The organism is Fibrisoma limi BUZ 3 (assembly GCF_000296815.2).
GTDB lineage: Bacteria > Bacteroidota > Bacteroidia > Cytophagales > Spirosomataceae > Fibrisoma > Fibrisoma limi.
The window spans coordinates 74206-95338 of the sequence record NZ_CAIT01000008.1; the positions used below are offsets into that span (position 1 = coordinate 74206).

Annotated in this window: 14 protein-coding genes; 10 read left to right on the plus strand and 4 right to left on the minus strand. The window is 54.4% G+C overall.

Annotation, left to right across the window (positions count from 1 at the left end):
* Window positions 1-11 precede the first annotated feature (11 nt).
* Window positions 12-1682, plus strand: coding sequence for an amino acid permease (locus BN8_RS19410; RefSeq protein ID WP_009283633.1), 1671 nt, complete (start codon window positions 12-14; stop codon window positions 1680-1682).
* A gap of 226 nt (window positions 1683-1908) precedes the next feature.
* Here the strand turns inward: BN8_RS19410 and BN8_RS19415 are convergent, their stop codons facing one another.
* The 4 genes from BN8_RS19415 to BN8_RS19430 all read right to left on the minus strand — a co-directional run bounded on the left by BN8_RS19415 (window position 1909) and on the right by BN8_RS19430 (window position 5145).
* The gene (locus BN8_RS19415; RefSeq protein ID WP_040006353.1) at window positions 1909-2670 is read right to left on the minus strand and encodes a DUF998 domain-containing protein; all 762 of its coding nucleotides are present in this window, start codon (window positions 2668-2670) and stop codon (window positions 1909-1911) included.
* Window positions 2671-2682: 12 nt separating this feature from the next.
* Window positions 2683-3174: an SRPBCC family protein gene (locus BN8_RS19420; RefSeq protein WP_009283635.1), complete on the minus strand. Its 492-nt coding sequence runs from the start codon at window positions 3172-3174 to the stop codon at window positions 2683-2685.
* On the minus strand, window positions 3164-3490 hold the full coding sequence (locus BN8_RS19425; RefSeq protein ID WP_009283636.1) for an ArsR/SmtB family transcription factor: 327 nt from the start codon (window positions 3488-3490) through the stop codon (window positions 3164-3166). The genes BN8_RS19420 and BN8_RS19425 overlap by 11 nt, the downstream gene beginning before the upstream one ends.
* 926 nt (window positions 3491-4416) lie before the next feature.
* Window positions 4417-5145, minus strand: a complete 729-nt coding sequence (locus BN8_RS19430; RefSeq protein ID WP_040006354.1) for a class I SAM-dependent methyltransferase — start codon at window positions 5143-5145, stop codon at window positions 4417-4419.
* A gap of 126 nt (window positions 5146-5271) precedes the next feature.
* Between BN8_RS19430 and BN8_RS19435 the strand changes: the two genes are divergently transcribed.
* The 9 genes from BN8_RS19435 (at window position 5272) to BN8_RS19475 (ending at window position 21104) form a co-directional block, all read left to right on the plus strand.
* Entirely contained in the window at window positions 5272-5697 is a 426-nt protein-coding gene (locus tag BN8_RS19435; protein ID WP_009283638.1) for a phage holin family protein, read from the plus strand.
* 83 nt (window positions 5698-5780) lie between these two features.
* The gene (locus tag BN8_RS19440; protein WP_009283639.1) at window positions 5781-6179 is read left to right on the plus strand and encodes a phage holin family protein; all 399 of its coding nucleotides are present in this window, start codon (window positions 5781-5783) and stop codon (window positions 6177-6179) included.
* A 107-nt stretch (window positions 6180-6286) separates the two neighbouring features.
* Window positions 6287-9088 carry a hybrid sensor histidine kinase/response regulator transcription factor gene (locus BN8_RS19445; RefSeq protein ID WP_009283640.1) on the plus strand — a complete coding sequence of 934 codons (2802 nt, stop codon included), beginning with the start codon at window positions 6287-6289 and terminating at the stop codon, window positions 9086-9088.
* A gap of 281 nt (window positions 9089-9369) precedes the next feature.
* Complete coding sequence (locus tag BN8_RS19450; protein ID WP_040006355.1) at window positions 9370-11832, plus strand: TonB-dependent receptor; 2463 nt, start codon at window positions 9370-9372, stop codon at window positions 11830-11832.
* A 415-nt stretch (window positions 11833-12247) separates the two neighbouring features.
* A complete protein-coding gene (locus BN8_RS19455) occupies window positions 12248-13582 on the plus strand; it encodes a sugar porter family MFS transporter (protein ID WP_009283643.1) in 1335 nt (444 codons plus the stop codon).
* Window positions 13583-13683: 101 nt separating this feature from the next.
* Window positions 13684-14574, plus strand: coding sequence for a carbohydrate kinase family protein (locus tag BN8_RS19460; protein ID WP_009283644.1), 891 nt, complete (start codon window positions 13684-13686; stop codon window positions 14572-14574).
* Between the two features lie 38 nt (window positions 14575-14612).
* The gene (locus BN8_RS19465; RefSeq protein ID WP_009283645.1) at window positions 14613-17765 is read left to right on the plus strand and encodes a SusC/RagA family TonB-linked outer membrane protein; all 3153 of its coding nucleotides are present in this window, start codon (window positions 14613-14615) and stop codon (window positions 17763-17765) included.
* 18 nt (window positions 17766-17783) lie between these two features.
* A complete protein-coding gene (locus tag BN8_RS19470) occupies window positions 17784-19502 on the plus strand; it encodes a RagB/SusD family nutrient uptake outer membrane protein (protein ID WP_009283646.1) in 1719 nt (572 codons plus the stop codon).
* A gap of 66 nt (window positions 19503-19568) precedes the next feature.
* Window positions 19569-21104 (plus strand): glycoside hydrolase family 32 protein, encoded by a 1536-nt coding sequence (locus BN8_RS19475; RefSeq protein WP_009283647.1) that lies wholly within the window; start codon window positions 19569-19571, stop codon window positions 21102-21104.
* The last annotated feature ends 29 nt before the right edge of the window (window positions 21105-21133 follow it).

Here is a 21133-nt window from a genome sequence, read left to right on the forward strand (position 1 = left end):
ATCTATCGTACATGTCCATTTTTCGTAAAAAGTCGGTAACGCAGGCTGTCGGTGATTCGACGGAAGGAGAAGCTTCGCACCTGGTGAAAGTGCTGGGCGTACGCGACCTGACATCGCTGGGAATTGCTGCTATTATCGGAGCCGGTATTTTCAGTACCATCGGTCGGGCCAGCTTCAACGGCGGGCCGGCGGTCTCGCTGCTGTTTGTGTTTACGGCCATTGCCTGCGTGTTTACGGCCCTCAGCTACGCTCAGTTTGCCTCCACAGTACCCGTCAGCGGCAGTGCGTATACCTACGCCTACGTCTCGTTCGGGGAAATTTTTGCCTGGATTATCGGCTGGGCGCTCATTCTGGAATACGCGGTGTCGAACATGGTCGTCGCCATTTCGTGGTCAGAGTATTTTACATCCATGCTCAATGGATTCGGCATTCAATTTCCGGGCTATCTATCCAGCGACTACGGGTCGGCCCATCGCGCCTACGAACAGGTACAGGCCGCCCTGCGCACGGGCGAAGCCGTTCCGGCCAATGTGCAAGCCCTCGCCCGGGCCTACGAGGCTGCTCCAATGCTCGGTAGCCTGCGCTTGATCCTGGACCTCCCCGCGGGCATCATTACCATTCTGATTACGTATCTGGTCTACATCGGCATCAAAGAATCCCGCAATGCCAGCAACCTGCTGGTCATTCTGAAACTGGCCGTCATCGGGCTGGTCATTCTGGTCGGTGCATTTTATGTAAAGCCAGCCAACTGGTCGCCCTTTGCCCCGAATGGCGTGGGTGGCGTACTGAGTGGGGTTGCGTCGGTATTTTTTGCCTTCATCGGCTTCGACTCCATTTCTACCACGGCCGAGGAGTGCCGCAATCCACAGCGCGATCTTCCCAAAGCCATGATGTATTGCCTGATTATCTGTACCGTTCTCTACGTATTGATCACGCTGGTGCTAACCGGCATGGTGAATTACAAGGAGCTGGGCGTCGATGATCCCCTAGCGTATGTGTTTCAGAAAGTGAATCTGGATTTTGTGGCTGGCGTTATTTCGGTTAGCGCCGTAGTGGCCATCACAAGTGCCCTGCTGGTGTATCAGCTCGGACAGCCACGTATCTGGATGACCATGAGTCGCGATGGGCTGCTGTGGCCGAAGTTTGCGCAGATTCACCCGCGCTACCGGACGCCCTCCTTCGCCACGATCATTACGGGTGCGCTGGTTGCCATTCCATCGCTGTTCCTGGATATGCAGTTTTTCATCGACCTGACCAGTGTCGGTACGTTCTTTGCCTTCATTCTGGTTTGTGGGGGTATCCTGTACCTGGACGCGAAAGGCATTTCCAAAGAGTCGAAGTTTCGGGTTCCCTACGTCAACGGGAAGTTCATCATTGGTCTGGGATTCATTGCCACCCTCGGGTTTACGGTGTACACCGGCAACTTTTCAACCCATTTTGCGGAGAAGCCACTACTCATAATTTTCTGGCTGACCTGGGCCATTTTGTCGGTGCTTGCCTTTCAGCGCAATTTCTCGCTGCTGCCGGTCCTGGGCATTCTGACGAACCTGTACCTGATGACCGAACTTGGTGTTACCAACTGGGCCATTTTTGTGGTCTGGCTCGTGATCGGACTCGTCATTTATTTTTCGTACGGCTTCCGCAAAAGTAAGCTGGCGGGCAGGGAGTTAACTTCGGTTTAGATGTATGTGTTGTTGAGTAACCAGGTGACAAGCTAGGGAAGCCGTAGAAATAGCTTTCATATGGGCGAATGGTAAAGGAAATTCCCTATATCACGCTCACCCTGATTTGCCGTTTTCAAAGGCCACGGAGCTACCTACCCTAGCCTATAATGTATTGCCCTGGATTTCCCGTTTATCCGGGGCAATACACTATGAAGATTGAGTCAGCCTATGTACAACCAAGTTCCTAAAGGGGCAGTGCAGGTGCTCCTTCCCGCTGGTTGTTGCGCCGACTCGATACCATCAGTTGTGGGTCGCCTTTGATGCTCGGGGCCAATCGGATTGACTGCCAGGCGACGGTTACGGCCCAAACACAGTAGAGCACAACTAAGAGTCGGTTCGCCCACCCAACTAAGCCAATTGTGCCGGCAGGCAACACAGTTACGCTGGTAGACGATGCGTTTAGATCACCACCCGCCTGCGAGTAAGTTACCAGTAAAAGGACAAACGTACCAGCCGCGATGACCACACTCACCCAGGTCAAATTGGCTGTCCACAGCAGCATTTTCTTCGCCGGGTACCAGGCTGGCCTACGACTAAGCTGTATACAAATCAGCATAGCGGCAACCGGTAGGCAAGGAATTCCCAACCCGTCGGCCACGGTATGAAGCGGATGGGTAATGTCAAAGACGGCTGCCATTGCTTCGCCCATACCCGCCAGGATCAGGAACAGCAACCCAATTTTCCCCCAAGTGGTGGTTAACTGCGAGCGGATTGCAACGCCTAATGACCAAGAATTTACGGCCCAGGCACCAAACATTAGGGATAATACCCAACCGTGTCGTCCGTTGGCATACTCGCTGACCATACGCCAGGAGGGATCAAATTCGGGGTTTACCACGTGTAAGCCAGCCAGTAGCAAAAGAACGATGACGGCAGCGGTAATAGAAAGCCAGGCAGCTGATACCGATATGCTTGTTGGAGCTCCAGTATGTGTTTCGGAATTCATGTTAGTTGACGTTTAGATTCCGTTTAGTACTTCGTCGAGTTGATCAAAAATAGCCGTCAAGCCGCTGGCCATGCCACTTTCAATGATGGCATCCCGATCGGCCACGCTCATACATACGTCATGAATGGTCAATTTTGTTTGGTTGTCCGATATACGCTCAAAGTGCATCGCTTCCAGCACCACATGACCAGCCTGGGGCAAGCCTTCCATTTCCTGGGTTTGAATGATACGTTCAGGGCTTGTCACCTCGTGAATAACTCCGCTAAAGGCAGCTAAGGCATTCCCATTCGCATCACATTGCGTATAGCGGTATTTGCCGCCTGAACGAAAATCAGCAACATCAAATTTCACCGTCGTACCGGCCGGGGCAAAAAATTGCTCTAAAAGATCGGGGGTGCTAAAGGCCCTGAAGACCACTTCTGGTGGCGCATTGAACACCCTACTGATGAACAACTCTTGTTTGCCTGCCTGGGCAACAATCTGAGTTTTGCGGTTACTGCTCATGCTGGTTTGATTTTAGTTGATCTAATACACTATCTAATTGGTTAAAACGGTCTTCCCATAATTGGCGGAAGGGTTCTAACCAGTCGGCGACTTCCTTCATCGTTTCGGGGTTAAAATGATAATAGATTTCCCGGCCTGATTGTACCTGATTGACTAATTGACACTCGGTCAGAACTTTAATGTGTTTAGAAACCGCCTGTCGGCTGGAATTAAAGTGTTCGGACAGCGCATTAGGCGTCATGGCTTGCAAAGCGATCAAACTTAGAATGGCTCTTCGAGTCGGATCGGCAATGGCTTGAAAAACGTCACGTCTCATGGTTATCTTTGTTATTTGCTACCAATTGGTTGCAAATCTATATGCAACTATTCGGTTGCACAAATTATTTCTACATTTATTTTGGAAACCATGTATTAACCTTATTTACATTGTTCAAATGATGATCATATACAGATGTTACAATTTAAGAAGCTACCAAAACCAGTTCTTACTAGTTTTTGACTTGCACAAAACGGGCACTTACCGCTTTTGTGGGCCAACGTTCCAAATCTTCCCCAGACGGAGTATCAATTCCGTCTCAAATACTGTCAATCCTGGCTTAACTGATACATCCTGAGCCCTAAAACGGCGTTTTTCATACACCCTCCTCCCGGCTAGCTTCCCGATGGGTACGCTACGCCCATTGAGCGGTCAGCATTGCATGTACGGATGAATAGAATTGAGAAGGAAGCCGTCTCTTACTGGGTAGGTCTGTTGGTGTGATCATCGACTAGCACCAAAACAGCCTACAAAAAAGACTACGTGGTTAATCACACCATCGACTGAGAGCGGATTGGTGAAGGGCTGGGGCGATTGGCTGAGGAGTTAGGTTGAGTAGCTAGCTTCGGGGCAGGGTCCTGGCAGGGTAAACCACTCGTTGCTTCTTATAAGTTGAATAAGGCTATCCTAGCTTAAGGAGTGTCCATCTCACTAAATGCCTGTTTCAGAACACCTGAGTTTGTAAGACTAATTTTTCTTTCAAAGACGAATTCGCAGTTATATAATCAAGGTTATGCTGATAAGTCCTGCATCGTCAGAGCATACTAGTCGTTGACGGCTTACCGCAGAGCAAGCCAGCGTTCAAAGTAAGTTACTACCCTCAAGAAAGATAAGATCATCTAAGCTGAAAGAAGCGATTAGGCCACTAAGCTATTGGCTGGCCTGAGTCGGGTGGCTCCCGGTGCAATAATTGACAGCAATTATAACTACCGGCCGAAAAACATGACGTGCTGCTGCGGTAATCGGTCGTCGTTTTTGATTAGCTTCAGCCCGGCCGCTTTCATCTCCTTGGTTGCCTGCGCGACACTCAGCTTGTGCAGTTCCTTAATTGGCACGCTGGGGTCTTCGGCGCGGTACTCGACCAGCACCACCCGACCACCCGGCTTCAACGCCTTCACAATATTATCCATCATCTCGCGGGGATACGAAAACTCGTGGTAGGCATCGATCAGGATAGCCAGATCAACGCTGTTGGCGGGCAATTTTGGATTCGACTCAGTGCCCAGCACGGCCTCAACGTTTGATGCATTTCGCTTCCGCTTCCCCGCGTTGAGGTACTCAATCATCTCCGGCTGAATATCTACGGCCAGCACCTTACCCCGGGGCACTTCAGGAGCCATCAGGAACGTGAAATAGCCCGTCCCGGCCCCAATGTCGGCTACTACGTCGGTTGGTTTTAGATCCAGCGCGTCCAGCAGCAGGTCAGTACGTTCCTCCTGTTCACGTTCGGGTCGTTCAAGCCAGGCCGCCCCGAGGTGACCCATCACCTGTGCGATTTCCCGTCCCAGATAAACTTTGCCGATCCCATCGCGGGTAGCGCTGCGATATTGATAATTGCCCGAGCTGTCGACTTTGGCCTGACCGGTGGTTTGCTGGGACGTACTCTGCCCGCAGGAAAAGAACGTAGCCAGCAAAAAAATCAAAAGGCGGTACATGCTTGTTGTGGTTGATCCCATGAATAACCACAAATGCCGACGCATTGATTTAAAATACCGGCAGCTTACGAAATCAAACAAATTGTCTTTATAGTTTATAGAGTAAATAAACCAAACTCAACGAATATGGTAAGCTTAATAGGACCGGTACTGCTGTACACCGCCGTCATATACCTTATGGCCCGGTATCTGCCCCAAACTCAAGTAAAAGACGGAGGCATTGTCTTTGTGATCGCGGTGGTGATTGCGCTGCTGAACGTAGGCCTTAGCTTTGGCATGCGTTATACCATTGAGGATCTGATGACGTTTTTTACGATTACGTTCTTCGTACGGATGATCCTGACCGTTGTTGCGCTGATTCTACTGGCGCGTCTGTTCAATGGGTTTTCGCTGCGGGGATTCTGGTCGGCCGTGCTGATTGGCTTTGCCGTAACCATTACGGGTACCATCTACGACAGCCTGCGCCAGCACGATTACCCGACCGGTGACGAAAACCGGCCGTATTTCCAGGAAGGCGACGGACGAAGTAATTCGAGCCAATCGAGCCAATAGCCAAATAAGATGGTCGGCGTTTGAAGCTGGTACGGGTTAAACGGCTAACTTCGAACGTCGAACCATCAAACACCCAAGAATTTATGAACCTGATTTTACATTTGTTACTGGATGCTGCCGTAATTTTTGGGCTGGCGTACATCATGCCCCAGGTTGACGTTAAAAACTTCGGAACGGCCCTGTTGATTGCGGTGCTCCTGGGCCTGCTCAATTTCTTCGTCGGCTGGATTATCCGCTTTCCGCTGAATCTCATTACGTTTTTCCTGCTAACAGGTATTGTCCGCATCCTGGTTACAGCCCTCTTACTGAAACTCATTGACCGTATTCTCGACAGCTTCACTATTCATGGGTTCTGGCCGGCACTGGTCATTGCCCTCGCCGTGGCCGTAGCGGGTATGCTGATCGACCGGTCGGCCCCGTCGGAGCAGATGGTTGAGTCGGGATACGTGGTAAGTATCCTGCAATCACTACGTCTCGGCTAAGCGGCCTTACGGGTCTGCATTAAAATTTTAGCAATTAATCAGTAAAACATCCAACGGAGGGTACTATCTTTATCCATTACAGGTTATCGATGATACCCTTCCGATAGATGAAGCACCTTCTTTTTTCCCCAGCACGGCAGTTAGGCAGCCCCAAAGGAAGGGCTTACCAACTGTTGTGCTGGGGTTTCTTTGTATTTGTCAGCGTTGCTTTATCGGGTTGCTCGGAAACACCGCAGGAACCGGCCTATCGGATTGGATTTTCGCAGCGCACTACGGCGGATACCTGGCGTAAAACCATGCTGGAAGGCATGAACCGCGAGCTGTCGTTCTATCCCGGAGTTGATTTTATTGTTAAGGATGCTGGTGGACAAAGCGCCAAACAGGTTGAGCAAATCCAGGAGCTGATCGGCCAGCAGATTGATCTGCTGATCGTTTCGCCCAACTCGGCCCGCCCCATCACGCCCATCGTGGAGAAAGCCTACCAGCAGGGTATTCCCGTCATCGTACTCGACCGCCGGACCGCTTCGGATCAATACACCGCTTACGTAGGAGCCGACAACGTAGAAGTAGGCCGTACAGCCGGTATCTACGCCGGTGCTTTACTCGACGGCAAGGGAGACGTCATTGAAATTGGGGAATCGCCGGGCTCCTCGGCCGATATTGACCGGCACCGGGGCTTTGTAGAAGCTATCGGCCGACAACCCGGCATTCGGCTGGTGGGCAAGCTGGCAGGCGATTGGGATAAGCGCTCTTTCGCACCGGAGCTTACCCGCCTGCTAACAACCCGCCCAAGCATTCAACTCATTTTTGCCCAGAACGACCGCACCGCTCTGAAAGCGTACCGGGTTTGTCAGCAGTTGGGCTTAGATAAGCAGATCAGGATTATCGGGGTCGACGGGCTGCCCGGCAAAAACGAAGGCATTGACCTGGTAGACCGGGGCATTCTCAGCGCCACCGTTCTCTACCCGACCGGCGGCAAAGAAGCGATACGGACGGCCATGGCCATCCTGCAGAAACAGCCGTTTAAACGCGAGAATCGCCTGCCAATTACGCTGATCGATTCGACAAACGTTCAGATCATGAAGCTTCAGAACGATAAGGTGACTGAGCAGCAGATTGATATTGAACGGCAGCGCCAGCGGATCGACGACCTGAACCGGACCTACGCGTCGCAGCGAAACCGCCTGTACATTACCCTGGTCAGTCTGCTGATTGTAATCATTCTGGGGGCGTATGCGTGGTACCTGGCGCGGGCCAAACAAGCGGCCTATCAGCGACTGGCTCAGCAAAACGAAGAAATTCGCCAGCAGAAAGACCAGATTGAGGCCGTATCGAAACAGGCCCGGCAGGCAACGGAAGAGAAACTCCGGTTTTACTCCTACATCTCCCACGAGTTTAACACGCCCCTCAGCCTGATTCTGACCCCGACAGATGAGCTGCTGACCCGCAGGCACCTGGACACACGGGAGGTAAAAAACAGCTTGTCGCTGATTCAGAAGAACGCGCACCGGTTGCTGCGCCTGGTCGATCAGATGCTGGACCTCCGGAAAGCCGATGCCGGGAAGCTGCTGCTTCGGGCGCAGGAGGGCAACGTAGTGACATTTATTGAAGACATTGTGCAGGATTTCCGGGCGAAAGCCGACAAGCAACGCATCGACCTCCGGTTTGTGTCGACCCAGTCAATGATTCCCCTGTGGTTCGACCGCGAAAAGCTGGACAAAGTGCTGTTCAACCTGCTGTCCAACGCCTTTAAGTACACCCCAAGGGGCGGGTTCATCCACGTGCATCTAGCTATTGTCGACGAAGCGGTCCGGATTCAGGTACAGGACAACGGTGAAGGTATGACCCCGGAAGAGCAGAAGCGCATCTTCGACCTGTTCTACACCGGCTCGACCCAGTTTACGCTGGGTAACGGATTAGGCCTGGCCTTATCGCGGGAGTTTATGACCCTGCACCATGGCGAACTCCTGGTCCAGTCGGAAAAAGGGAAAGGCACAGTTTTTACCCTGCAACTACCCCTGGGAAACGCCCACCTGGACCCCAGCGAAATCGGCCCGATTCCCGATCCGCATCGAACCGATTCGACCGCCCTGCCGGTTGACGACGAGTGGCTGCTGGCTGCACCGGATGAGCAAGCGACTCAGTCGTCAAAAGTGGGTACAATACTCATCATCGAAGACCACGACGAACTGCGGCAGTACCTGGCATCCCGGCTCGGCGACCGGTATGACGTAGTGGCGGAACCATCGGCTGAGGGGGGCTGGGAACGCATCCTGGAAACCATACCGGATCTGATCATCAGCGACATCATGCTGCCCGGCGCTTTGGATGGCCTTGAGCTCACCCAGCGCGTGAAGAGCGATTTCCGGACGTCAACCATACCGGTTATCCTGCTGACGGCCAAAGGCCAGATGGAGGAACGTATCGAGGGCACCCGCGCTGGGGCCGATGCGTACATTGCCAAGCCGTTTCAAATGGCGTACCTGCTGGAAACGATCAACACAACGCTGGCCAATCGGGAAAAGTGGCAGAAGCGCTACACCGGCGATTACCTGGCGAAAACCGAAAACCGGCAGGAAAAGAAATTTTTGAACGAACTGACGACCCTGATCGAAAACCACCTGACCGATCCGTCGTTTGGTGTGGAGCAGCTAAGCCGTGAGATGGGCCTATCGCGGGTGCAGCTTTATCGCAAAGCGCAGGCGCTGCTGGGCAAAAACGTCAACGAATACTTCGTAGAAATCCGGCTCAAGAAAGCCAAAGCACTACTGGCCGAAACCGGTAAACCCATCGCCGAAATTGCCTACGAAACCGGCTTCAGCTCCCCGGCCTATTTCACTACGTTCTTCAAGCAGCACACGCAACGAACCCCGTCGGAGTTTCGGAAATCGCCGTCCGTGAGTGTGTAAATTTATGGTTTCTCATTCCTCTTCGATCAGTCTCCATCCTTGATACATGGCGGCATTTCCCCGCCGAAGATAAACCCAATCCTACCGGAGATAAACCGTCGGTTTTATAACGGACTAGTGATGACTACGTTTGATTCGTCCTACGGTTAATCAAATGCACGTCGAATTGTATGAAAGCTCGTTTACTGAAAACCATAATACCAACTATATTCAACCCGAAACTGTGTAGACATCTTTATTCGCATACGTATTGGCCTGTCCAAACACACGCATTTCGTTTTATGAAACCACCGTTTATCATACTGCTTATTTGTTTTCTGTACACTCATCTGGCCATAGGGCAGGCGACCCAGACCCTGCGCGGACGGGTGGTTGATAAAGAGTCCAAATTTCCGCTCGTTGGGGCCACTGTGCTGGTGACTACGGTTGATAAAGGTACCGTCGCCGATACGTCGGGGGCCTTCCGGCTGGCCGGTGTTCTGGTGGGACGACACACGGTGAAGGTCTCGCTGGTCGGCTACAAAGACGCCCTGCTGAACGACATCATTGTTGATGCCGGCCGGGAGCGAATTCTGGATATTGAACTGGAAGAAGAAATTCGGCAGCTTTCGTCCGTGACTGTTCAGGCGCAGCGCACCGGCGAGGCCCGCAACGAAATGGCGGTCGTATCGGCCCGGCAGTTTTCGGTCGACGAAACCAACCGCTACGCCGGCAGCCGGGGCGAACCGGCCCGCATGGCGTCCAACTTCGCCGGAGTGCAGGGGGCCGACGACTCCCGCAACGACATCGTGATCCGGGGTAACTCCCCGCAGGGCGTGCTGTGGCGGGTCGATGGCATCAGCATTCCTAACCCCAATCATTTTGCCATTGCCGGTACGTCGGGGGGGCCGGTCAGTATCATCAACAACCGATACCTGGCCAACTCCGACTTCTTCACAGGCGCATTTCCGGCCGAATTTGGCAACACCATTGCTGGTGCGTTTGATCTGAAGCTTCGCAACGGCAACAACGAACGCCACGAGAAAATGCTGCAATTCGGCTTTCTGGGTACGGAAGTGATGGTAGAGGGACCCCTATCAAAAAAATCGGGCGCGTCCTACCTGGCTACGTATCGGTACGCCAACCTATGGCTGTTCAACAAACTGGGCATTGACATTGGCACGCAGGCCGTACCCACCTACCAGGACGGCTTTTTTCGCCTGAATTTCCCGTTGAAGAAGCGGAACGGCGAATCGGGCGGCTCGCTAGCCATCTGGGCGCTCGGCGGCACGAGTACGATCGATATCCTGATCAGCCAGCAGGAGGTCAAAGATCGTAACATTTTCGGCCAGAACGACCGCGACCAATACTACACCTCCCGAATGGGCGTGGCTGGCCTGACATATACCCGGCCCCTAAACCGGCAGACGTTCTGGAAGGCGACGCTGGCCGTGTCGGGCAATGCGCAGGACGCCAATCACGATTATCTGTTTCTGCGCAAAGACGGCAACGGCAACCCACTGGTACAAAACAGCCGCTACGTTATCGATTCGCTGCGCCCGATTCTGGATTACCGTTTTTCGGAAGTTCGCTACTCACTGTCGACTTACATCAACCACAAGCTCAGCGCCCGGGCCACCATCAAGGCGGGGCTGAACACGGATCTGTATCATTTCAAAGCATTCGACAGCGTCCGGACATTCGTCGATGTTAACTCTACCCGCTTTACTCCCTGGCGTACGCGCTGGAACACCAACGAAGCTTTTGCGCTCCTGCAACCGTACGTGAGCTACCGCAACCGCCTGACCGACAACCTGACCCTGACGGCCGGTCTGAACGCGCTCTGGTTTACCCTCAACAACAAGAGCCTGTCGCCCATCGAACCGCGGCTGGGTCTGAGCTGGGACCTGCCGGGTCGCCAGAAGCTGAGTCTCGCTACGGGGCTTCACAGCCAGATTCAGCCGGTATACGCTTACTTCTACGCCGAAGACCTCAACAGCTCAACCGGCGCGGGGCAACTGGCCAACCGGAACATGGGCTTGACCAAAAGCTGGCATTACGTCGCCAGCTACCAGCGACTGCTGGGCCGCAACATCCGCGTGCTGCTGGAAACGTACTACCAGCGTTTGTTTAATATTCCCGTCGAGCGGGAGCGGTCGTCGTTTTCGCTGGTTAATTCAGGGGCTTCTTTCTCCCGGGTCTTCCCGGGTCCGGTGGTCAACACCGGTACGGGTCGCAACTACGGTGTGGAATTGACCGTCGAGAAGTTCTTCAGCAACCACTACTATTTCCTGCTGACTGGCTCGCTGTTCGATGCGAAATACAAAGGCTCGGACGGCGTCCTGCGTAATACCGATTTCAACGGTCGCTACGCGTTCAACGCCCTGTTCGCCCGCGAGTTTTCGTTCCGGCGGTCATCGCTCACGCTCGGCTTCAAGTACACCGCCACGGGCGGGCGCTGGTACGGCCCCGTCGATGAGCGGGCGTCGCGCCTGAATCAGGAAGTTATTTTTCAGAATGACGGACGCAACACCATTCAGTTTACACCGTATCGACGGTTCGATCTGAAGGCCGACTACAAAATCAACCGGGGCGCTGTCGGTCGCCGGGGCCTGACGCACACCGTTTCGGTCGATCTGGTTAACGTACTGGGCGTCCAGAACATCCTGTCGCTCAGCTACGCCCCACAACCCGACGGTAGCATTATCAAGCAGGAATACCAGTTAGGCTTCCTGCCGATCTTCCTGTACCGGATTGACTTCTGACGGGCGTGAGTTATGAATAGCAGACAAGCCCTTGTTGTCCCGTTTATTATAGCCCGCCATTTGTCATCCCTCCTGCGTCGTGATGACAGAAAAAGCATTGGATGTTACGGAGCTATCCATAACTCACATCAATTAGTGTTCGACAGCCAGGGTGGTGTCGGGTTCAGAACCCGACATTACCCACCAATACCGACCTATCGTTTCTACAACCTCCTCAGCACTCAGGTCCGCTGTTACAAAATCATAAATTCATGTAGCAAAATCATAACTCCTAATCTCTACCTTACCTTTAAATTATTAATAATCAGTGGTTTGTTTTAAAATACAAATTCATAAGTATCTGAACAGTATTCGTAAGCCCACCGGGAACGCTTAGCTTAGCTTTGACTCATCAATCGACATTTCACTGTCTGTCATGAGTCAACAACAACGCATTTTTTTCTGGTCGGTAACGGCCGCTCTGGGTGGCTTCCTCTTCGGGTTCGACACGGCCGTAATCTCCGGCGTCGAGCAGGCGCTGCAACCCCTCTGGAACCTGAGCGTGTGGGAACACGGCCTGACGGTCTCGATGGCCCTGATCGGCACCGTACTGGGTGCCATGCTCGGTGGCATCCCGGCCGATCGTCTGGGTCGCCGGAAAACGCTTTTCTGGATTGCGGTCCTGTATCTGGTGTCCTCGCTGGGTTCTGCGCTGGCTACGGACTGGAGCCTGTTTCTGCTGTTCCGGTTCATGGGTGGGCTGGGCGTAGGCGCGTCGTCGGTAGCGGCCCCGATGTACATTACCGAGATTTCGCCGGCCAGATCACGCGGGCGGCTCGTGGCCCTGTTCCAGTTTAACGTCGTACTGGGTATCCTGATCGCCTACCTGTCCAACTACGTGCTCCAGGACCTCGGCGATAATGCGTGGCGTTGGATGCTGGGCGTGCAGGCCGTTCCCTCCCTGCTGTTCCTGATCGCGGTGCTGAACATTCCGGAAAGTCCGCGCTGGCTATTGCTGAAACGCGGCAAAGTGGACGAAGCCCGCGAGGTACTTCGGATGATCGATAGTGAAAATTACCAGCAAACGCTGGATGCGCTCCGCTTCAGCGCCGAGCAGCAAACGCTCGCCCACAAACCCGCCCGGCTGTTCTCATCCCGTTACAAAACCCCGATCATGCTGGCCGTGCTGTTCGCCGTCTTCAACCAGGTATCGGGCATCAACGCCATCATTTACTACGCTCCCCGGATCTTTGAAATGACAGGCCTTGGCAAAAGCTCCGCCTTGTTGTCTTCAGCCGGGATTGGCGTAGTGAATCTCCTGTTCACGCTACTGGCCGTAAACCTGATCGACCGCTTTGGCCGCCGGACGCTGATGCTCATCGGTTCGGTGGGACTGATTGTCACGCTCGGCCTTGTAGCACGGGCCTTCTACGTGCAGGATTTCGGCGGCATGTCGGTGCCGATTCTCCTCTTCGTCTACATCGCCTTCTTTGCCTTCTCGCAGGGTGGAGTCATCTGGGTATTTATTTCCGAAATCTTCCCCAACGAAGTGCGAGCCGACGGGCAGGCCCTGGGCAGCTTCACCCACTGGCTGATGGCCGCCATCATTACGTTTACGTTCCCCTACTTCGCGGAGCAGCTCGGCGGTGCCTACACCTTCTCCTTCTTCTGCTTCATGATGGTGCTCCAGCTCGTGTTTGTCCTCCGGCTGATGCCCGAAACGAAAGGCACCAGCCTGGAACAGGTCGAAAAAACCTTCGTCGTGCATTAAGACGGTTTCCGGTATCCGTGCTTCGATTGACGCGATATGTGCTGGACGAAGCAACCGGAAACCAAGTACCCTACACCGAAAACAGCTAACTGTAATCCGATATGACACCAACCCTTGTCTGTTTTGGCGAAACCCTCTGGGACGTACTGCCCAGTGGCAAACAACCGGGCGGAGCCCCTATGAACGTAGCGGTGCACCTCCGCAATTTTGGTCTGGACTCACGCATGATCAGCCGGGTTGGCGACGACGATCTGGGCAAAGAACTTCTGGAATTCATTGCCGGGAAAGGGATTCCAACCGATACGATCCAGCGCGGCCATACGCACCTGACCGGCGTAGTGAAAGCCAACGTAAGCGACTGCAACGAGGTAACGTACAAGATCGTCCAGCCCGTCGCCTGGGACTACATTCAATACGATGAGTCGCTGGCTCAACTACTAAAGCAGGCCGACGTATTCATTTACGGCAGTCTGGCCGCCCGCAGCCAGCCGTCGCGCGATACGCTCTACCAACTGCTGGAAACAGCCCCTCTGAAGGTATTTGACGTCAACATTCGGCCTCCACACTACAGCCGCGAGGTTATCGAGTACCTGCTGGCTAAGGCCAACATCGTCAAGATGAACCATCATGAGCTGGCCGAAATCGCGGCCTGGTACGGTACGCAGACGGGCGAAGCGGCCGCCATGCAGCACCTCATGGACCGGTACTCGCTACAGTCACTCTGCGTTACCCGGGGTGAAAAGGGGGCCGTTCTCCTTCATCAGGACGGCTTCGTACAGCAGGCCGGTTTCCCGGTAACGGTGGCCGACACCATCGGCAGCGGTGATGCCTTTCTGGCCGCCTTTCTCTACAAAACCTTACAAGGTGAATCGGCACAGAAAACCCTGGAATTTGCCTGCGCCACCGGCGCGTACGTAGCCACGCAGCGGGGTGCCACGCCCGCTTTCTCTGAGCAAACGATCATCGGCGCAACGCAGTTGGCCACCCCCTGATCCTTTTCGCAATGCACTAACGTAAACCATTTCCTTCCATGAAAACGTATCTATTTACAGTCATCATCCTGCTCATGACGGTGCAACTGGCCTTGGCCCAGCGTACCATTACGGGTAGCGTTGTCGACGCCAGAACCCAGGAGCCATTGATTGGTGCCAGCATCATCATTCCCGGTACAACCACCGGTACGGTAGCTGACCCCAACGGAAAATTCGCCATCTCCCTGCCAGCCAGCGCCACCAGCATCACGGTATCATTCATCGGCTACACTACCCAGGAAGTTCCGGTGCAGGGCCGCGACAACATAACCGTTGCCTTATCCGAAGGGGGGCAACTGGCCGAGGTCGTCGTTCTGGGTTATACTACGTCCCGGCGGCAGGATCTGACGGGTGCCGTGGCCATCATTGAACCGGCCGTCACCAAGAACACCAGTTCGGGTAATCCACTCCAGGCCCTACAGGGACGTACCCCCGGTCTGTACATTGAAAAGACCGGAACTCCTTCCGGTGAAGCCAGCCGCATTCTGATCCGGGGCGCTAACACATTGGGCAACAACGACCCGCTGTTTATCATCGACGGCGTACCCACCAAACGTCCGCAGGTATTTCAAAGCCTCAACCCGTCGGCTATCCAATCCGTACAAGTGCTGAAAGATGCCTCTTCGGCCTCAATTTATGGTTCCCGGGCGTCAAACGGCGTCATCATTGTCACAACGAAAAATGGGGCGAACGCTGACGGCAAACTGAACGTCCAGTTCAACTCCAGTATTACGGCCCAATCCGAAAAGCCCGAGCGCTTCCGGATGCTGAACGCCGTCGACCGGGGCCGGGCGCTCTGGCAGGCATCCGTCAACGATGGCGTTGATCCGGCGTCGGCCTACGGCGAAATCTACACGTTCAACTGGAACAGGGATTTCCGGAATCCGCAACTGACCAGCGTAGCGGTAAATCCGTTTGTCGGGGGTGATCAGAACGTACCGGTCGGCGATACCGACTGGCAGAAGGAGCTTTACAAAACCGCTTACGTCACGAACAATGACCTCACTATTTCAGGGGGCACGCAGAACTCATCCATCCTGGTCAACCTCAGTTATTTCAACAATACGGGATTGGTAAAGTACACCGGCTACGATCGCCTGACGGGGCGTCTGAACGGCCTTACCAGCAAATTTGACGGACGCTTTAAGCTGGGCGTTAATCTTCAGATGACTACCTCGCGGGAAACACCGGTAACGACCGATTTAGGTGGAGCGCCAACGCCCGGCCTGGCCGTTACGCTCGCGCCGACGATTCCGGTTTATACGAAAACGGGCGACTTCGCCGGTCCGATTGGCTCGGGCTACTCCGACCGGAACAACCCGGTGTTCATGCAGTACATTAACCGCTGGGACAAGATCAACCGGACGTTCGTGTTCGGCAATGTATACACCGAGATTGAGCCAATTCGGGGGCTGATCTTCCGGTCGTCGCTGGGTATGGACAACGCCCGGTTTGCCAACAAAAACATCGAACAGTCGTTCAAAAACGGCTTCATCGCCCGCTCGCTCAACAGCCTGACTCTGAATACTAACCGGTTTCTGAGCCTGACCTGGACGAACACCCTACGCTATAGCTTTGGCGTTGGCGACCACCGGTTCAACGTACTGGGCGGTATTGAAGCCATCCGGGACAACCTGGACGACGTGATTTCGTACCGCGAGAATTTTGCGGTGCAGACCGAAGATTTCTTTGTCCTCAGTGCCGCGTCGGGCAACGCCAGCAGCACCGGTACGTCGACCGGCAGCCGGTTGCTTTCGCAGTTTGCCCGCGTCGACTACAACTTCTCGGATCGGTACCTGGCTGCCCTGACGCTACGTCGGGATGGTTCCTCTCGCTTCGGTGCCCAGAACCGCTATGGTTTCTTTCCAGCCGCGTCCGTGGGCTGGCGGATTGACAAAGAAGCGTTCATGCAGAACGTAAAAATCATCAGCAGTCTGAAGCTGCGGGCGGGTGCGGGTCGCATCGGGAACCAGGACATCGGGGACCTGGCTCGCTTTGGCCTGTTCGAGCCGCGCTACGGCACGCTGGCGTCCCAGGTACCGAACGGCCACAACAGCTTCTTCGACCAGTTCTGGAACGTCGGAACGGCCTACGACCTGAACGGCGTCAATTCCGGTACGTTGCCGTCCGGTTTCGTGCAAACCCAGGGCGAAAACACGGCCTTAAAGTGGGAAACGACTGACGAACTAAACGTAGGACTTGACTTCTCGTTCCTGAATGGAAGCCTGGCCGGATCGTTCGACTACTTTACGCGCCAGACCCGCGACATCCTCATCAAACCGCCCGTCGCTGCGGCTGTCGGCGAGGGCCAGCTCAAATTCGTCAATGGAGCGACCAAAACGAACAAAGGCTTCGAGCTGTCGTTGGGTTACTACGGCAAACCCATCGGCGACTTTACCTACAACGTATCGGCTAACTTCGCCCGCTTCCGCGACCGGATCACGGTGCTGCCTGAAGAAGTACGCTCAGCCTTTGCCGGTAACGCCGTAACAACCATCATTGGCCGGTCGCAGTTTGATCTGTTTGGGTACCGCACCGACGGTATTTTCCAGAGCCAGGAAGAGGTAAATAACCATGCCGCCCAGGTAGGTGCAGCACCGGGCCGCATCCGTTACCGTGACCTCAACGGCGACAATAAGATCGACGCGCTGGACCAGGAGTTCTTCGGCACTACGCTCCCCGCGCTGGAATACGGCACGCAGGTTCAGCTTGGCTACCGAAATTTTGATTTTTCGATTTTCGGGTCGGGCGTAGCCGGTCGGACGGGCTTCGATCCGTACACGTTCTACAACAACTTCATCCGGGGCCGCGACAACGTAGGACCGGGCGTATTCGACGCCTGGACACCGCAGAATACCTCCTCGTCTATTCCGGCCCTGACCCTCTCGGACGGCAATAACGAAACCCGTACGTCCGACTATTTCAACGTCAACACGTCGTACTACAAAATCCGCAACGTACAGCTTGGCTACACATTCCCGAAGGAGATCATCGGCAAAGTAAGACTGACCAGCCTGCGGCTCTACGGCATGGCCGAAAACCTGATCTGGTTTAAGAGCAGAAGTTTCCTCGGCCCTGACCCCGAGCGCGTTGACGTCAACACGGTTCCCGTTCCGCGCACGTTCACATTTGGTTTAAACGTCTCCTTTTAATCCTTCGACCTCACGATCATGAAAACTAAACTGTTGCTTTCGAGCCTGCTCGTGGTGGGAGGCAGTCTTTTCTCTTCCTGCACCGATTTTCTGGAATACCAGCCGCAGGGTACGCTTTCGTCTGATAACATCAAGAGCGCCGATAACGCCGACGCACTCGTTACGGCCGCCTATGCCTCGCTGGGCAACGGCGAGATGATTGGCCCCGTCGCCAGCCTTTGGGTATACGGCAGCGTCCGCGCCGACGACGCCCATAAGGGCGGTGGTGGCGTAGCTGACCTCGAGGATATCAACTTCTACGAGCAGCACAACCTGACGCAGCCGCAGCAGGGTGGCGGCTTTTTCCACCCCTACACCTGGGAAAACTACTACAAAGCCATCTCCCGGGCCAACGTAGCCATCCGGTCAATCAACGCCTTGAGTGAAAGTGCATTTCCGCTGAAGAAAGCCCGGCTGGGGGAGCTGCGTTTTCTACGGGGTCACGCGCATTTTATGCTCAAGATGCTGTTCAAGTACGTGCCTTACGTGGACGAAACACTGACGAACGACCAGATTCTGACGACCTCGAACCGGCAGTACACCAACGATGAACTCTGGAACAAGATTGGTGAGGATTTTCAATTTGCCGTCGACAACCTGCCGGTCGCCCAGCCCGAGCGGGCCCGGGCCAACAAGTACTCGGCTGCCGCTTACCTCGCTAAACTGCGGTTGTTCCAGGCTTACGAACAGGACGAAAACCACAAGGTTGTCAACATCAATAAAGCCCGCTTGCAGGAAGTGGTAAAGCTTACGGACATGGTCATCAGTTCGGGAAAGTACAGCCTGCAGCCGGATTACGCCGAGAACTTCCTGCCGGAGTTTGACAATGGCGTTGAATCAGTGTTTGCGGTACAATACTCGATCAACGACGGCACCACACTGGGGCGGCTTAACTTCGAAACGGGTCTGAACTACCCGCACGGAGCGCCCCAGTACGGTTGCTGCGGTTTTCACCAGCCGACGCAGAATCTGGCGAATGCGTTTGGCACGGACGCCAACGGGCTGCCCAAATTCGATACGTACAACAACGGGACCATTGATTTTAAAACCGCTACGGTCGATCCACGGGTCGATCATACCATCGGCATCGACGGGCACCCGTATAAGTACAACGCGGCCCTGCCGTTCAGCAACAGCTGGGTACGCGATCCGGGGGTGTATGGTTTCTTTCAGAGCATGAAAGAGCAGCAACTGGCCACCAGTTCGTCCTACAAGAAGCAGGGGCCGTTCATCGGATCGTCGAAGAACATCGACATCATCCGGTATGCCGACGTCCTGCTCTGGCAGGCCGAAGCCTACATCGAGCTGGGTCAGCAGGCGCAGGCTTTGCCGCTGATCAACCAGGTTCGGGAGCGGGCGGCCAAAAGCACCGGCCGTCTGAAAAAAGCCGACGGCACCGATCCATCGAAATACCTGATCCGGCCCTATGACGCAACCGGCTGGACGCAGTCGTACGCACGTCGGGCGTTGCAGTGGGAGCGTCGGCTCGAATTTGCGACGGAAGGCCCGCGCTTCTTCGACCTGGTCCGCTGGGGCATCGCCGAATCCACGCTGAATGCGTACCTGACCGTCGAGAAAACCCGGCGTTCGTTCCTGACCGGTGCTAAGTTCACCGCAGGCCGCGACGAATATTTACCAATTCCACAACGGGAGATCAACTTCACTAAAGGCTTATATAAGCAGAATCCGGGTTACTAAAACCAGACCCAGTTTAAACCGCACGACCCGCTGGTTTGAACTGGGTACTGTTACCAGATACTCAGTATGAAAAAAACACTCATAACCTTGTCGCTGCTGGCGTCGCTGCCTTATTACTCGACTGGCCAGGCAACGCAGTCCGGCCAAAAAGTAGAAGCACATCGACCGCAATACCATTTTTCACCGAAAGCCCACTGGATGAACGACCCAAACGGCATGGTCTATCATAAAGGGACGTATCATCTGTTTTTTCAGTACTATCCGGATGGTACTACCTGGGGGCCCATGCACTGGGGTCATGCCACCAGTAAGGACATGCTCCATTGGCAGGAGCAGCCCATTGCCCTTTATCCGGACAGTCTGGGGTGGATTTTTTCGGGGAGCGCTGTCGTCGACGTAAACAATACCAGCGGGTTCGGGAAAAACGGACAGACTCCCCTGGTCGCCATTTTTACGCACCACAACTCCCCGCTGGAAAAATCGAAGAAATCAGACAAATATCAGTATCAAAGCATTGCCTACAGCCTCGACGAGGGCAAAACCTGGACCAAATACGCGGGGAATCCGGTATTGCCGAATCCGGGTATTGTCGACTTCCGCGATCCGAAGGTACGCTGGTACGAGCCGCAGAAAAAGTGGATCATGACCCTGGCGACCAAGGACCGCGTTACGTTCTACTCATCGACGAACCTGAAAAACTGGACAAAGGAAAGCGAATTTGGTAAAGAGGTGGGTGCTCACGGGGGCGTATGGGAATGCCCCGACCTGTTTCCGTTGAACTATAATGGCAAGAAAGCCTGGGTCCTGCTGGTCAGCATCAACCCCGGTGGTCCGAATGGCGGTTCGGCTACGCAGTACTTTGTCGGTGATTTTGACGGTAAGACCTTCAGGCCGTATTCGACGCAGACCAAATGGATGGATTACGGCACCGACAATTACGCCGGGGTTACGTTTTCCAATACGGGCGATCGGGTCGTACTGATGGGCTGGATGAGCAACTGGCAATACGCGAACGTGGTGCCTACCGCTACGTGGCGCAGCGCAAACACGGTGCCGCGCGAGCTGGGTTTACAGGAGGTCAACAACGAGCTGTACCTGACGTCAAATCCTGTGAAAGAACTCAACGCCCTGAGCGAAAAGACCAAGACCTTGACCAACGTGGCCGTTAACGGCCAATACGACCTGACGGCCAAGACGGGCGGCAAAGCGGATTTGTTCAAACTAACGCTGTCGGCTCCGGCTACCAGCAATTTCTCCATTGTGCTCGCGAATGAGCAGGGCAACGAACTCCTGATTGGGTACGATAAAGCGGCTAATTCGTACTACATCGACCGGACAAAGTCGGGGAAGACAGATTTTGAGAAGGGTTTTGCCAAACGACATTCCGCCCCCCGTTTGTCGACGGCCAGCCCGATTTCGCTTACGCTGCTGGCCGACGTAGCCTCCGTTGAACTGTTCGCGGATAATGGCCTGACGGTGCTGACCGACATCTTCTTTCCGGAAACGAACATGAGCAAGGTATTTATCAAATCGGCGTCGGGCATTACCCTCCCTACCCTTACGTACACACCGATAACGCCATCTGTCGAATCAGGTTTATAAGGTCAACCAACACTACCAGTTAACTTCTA

Excerpts from the sequence above, each read along its gene's own strand:
- BN8_RS19420 (WP_009283635.1), bottom strand. The coding sequence starts at position 3,174 with ATGAGCAGTAACCGCAAAACTCAGATTGTTGCCCAGGCAGGCAAACAA.
- BN8_RS19430 (WP_040006354.1), bottom strand. The coding sequence starts at position 5,145 with ATGTACCGCCTTTTGATTTTTTTGCTGGCTACGTTCTTTTCCTGCGGG.
- BN8_RS19455 (WP_009283643.1), top strand. The coding sequence starts at position 12,248 with ATGAGTCAACAACAACGCATTTTTTTCTGGTCGGTAACGGCCGCTCTG.
- BN8_RS19450 (WP_040006355.1), top strand. The coding sequence starts at position 9,370 with ATGAAACCACCGTTTATCATACTGCTTATTTGTTTTCTGTACACTCAT.
- BN8_RS19415 (WP_040006353.1), bottom strand. The coding sequence starts at position 2,670 with ATGAATTCCGAAACACATACTGGAGCTCCAACAAGCATATCGGTATCA.
- BN8_RS19465 (WP_009283645.1), top strand. The coding sequence starts at position 14,613 with ATGAAAACGTATCTATTTACAGTCATCATCCTGCTCATGACGGTGCAA.
- BN8_RS19460 (WP_009283644.1), top strand. The coding sequence starts at position 13,684 with ATGACACCAACCCTTGTCTGTTTTGGCGAAACCCTCTGGGACGTACTG.
- BN8_RS19410 (WP_009283633.1), top strand. The coding sequence starts at position 12 with ATGTCCATTTTTCGTAAAAAGTCGGTAACGCAGGCTGTCGGTGATTCG.
- BN8_RS19435 (WP_009283638.1), top strand. The coding sequence starts at position 5,272 with ATGGTAAGCTTAATAGGACCGGTACTGCTGTACACCGCCGTCATATAC.
- BN8_RS19475 (WP_009283647.1), top strand. The coding sequence starts at position 19,569 with ATGAAAAAAACACTCATAACCTTGTCGCTGCTGGCGTCGCTGCCTTAT.
- BN8_RS19425 (WP_009283636.1), bottom strand. The coding sequence starts at position 3,490 with ATGAGACGTGACGTTTTTCAAGCCATTGCCGATCCGACTCGAAGAGCC.
- BN8_RS19440 (WP_009283639.1), top strand. The coding sequence starts at position 5,781 with ATGAACCTGATTTTACATTTGTTACTGGATGCTGCCGTAATTTTTGGG.
- BN8_RS19445 (WP_009283640.1), top strand. The coding sequence starts at position 6,287 with ATGAAGCACCTTCTTTTTTCCCCAGCACGGCAGTTAGGCAGCCCCAAA.
- BN8_RS19470 (WP_009283646.1), top strand. The coding sequence starts at position 17,784 with ATGAAAACTAAACTGTTGCTTTCGAGCCTGCTCGTGGTGGGAGGCAGT.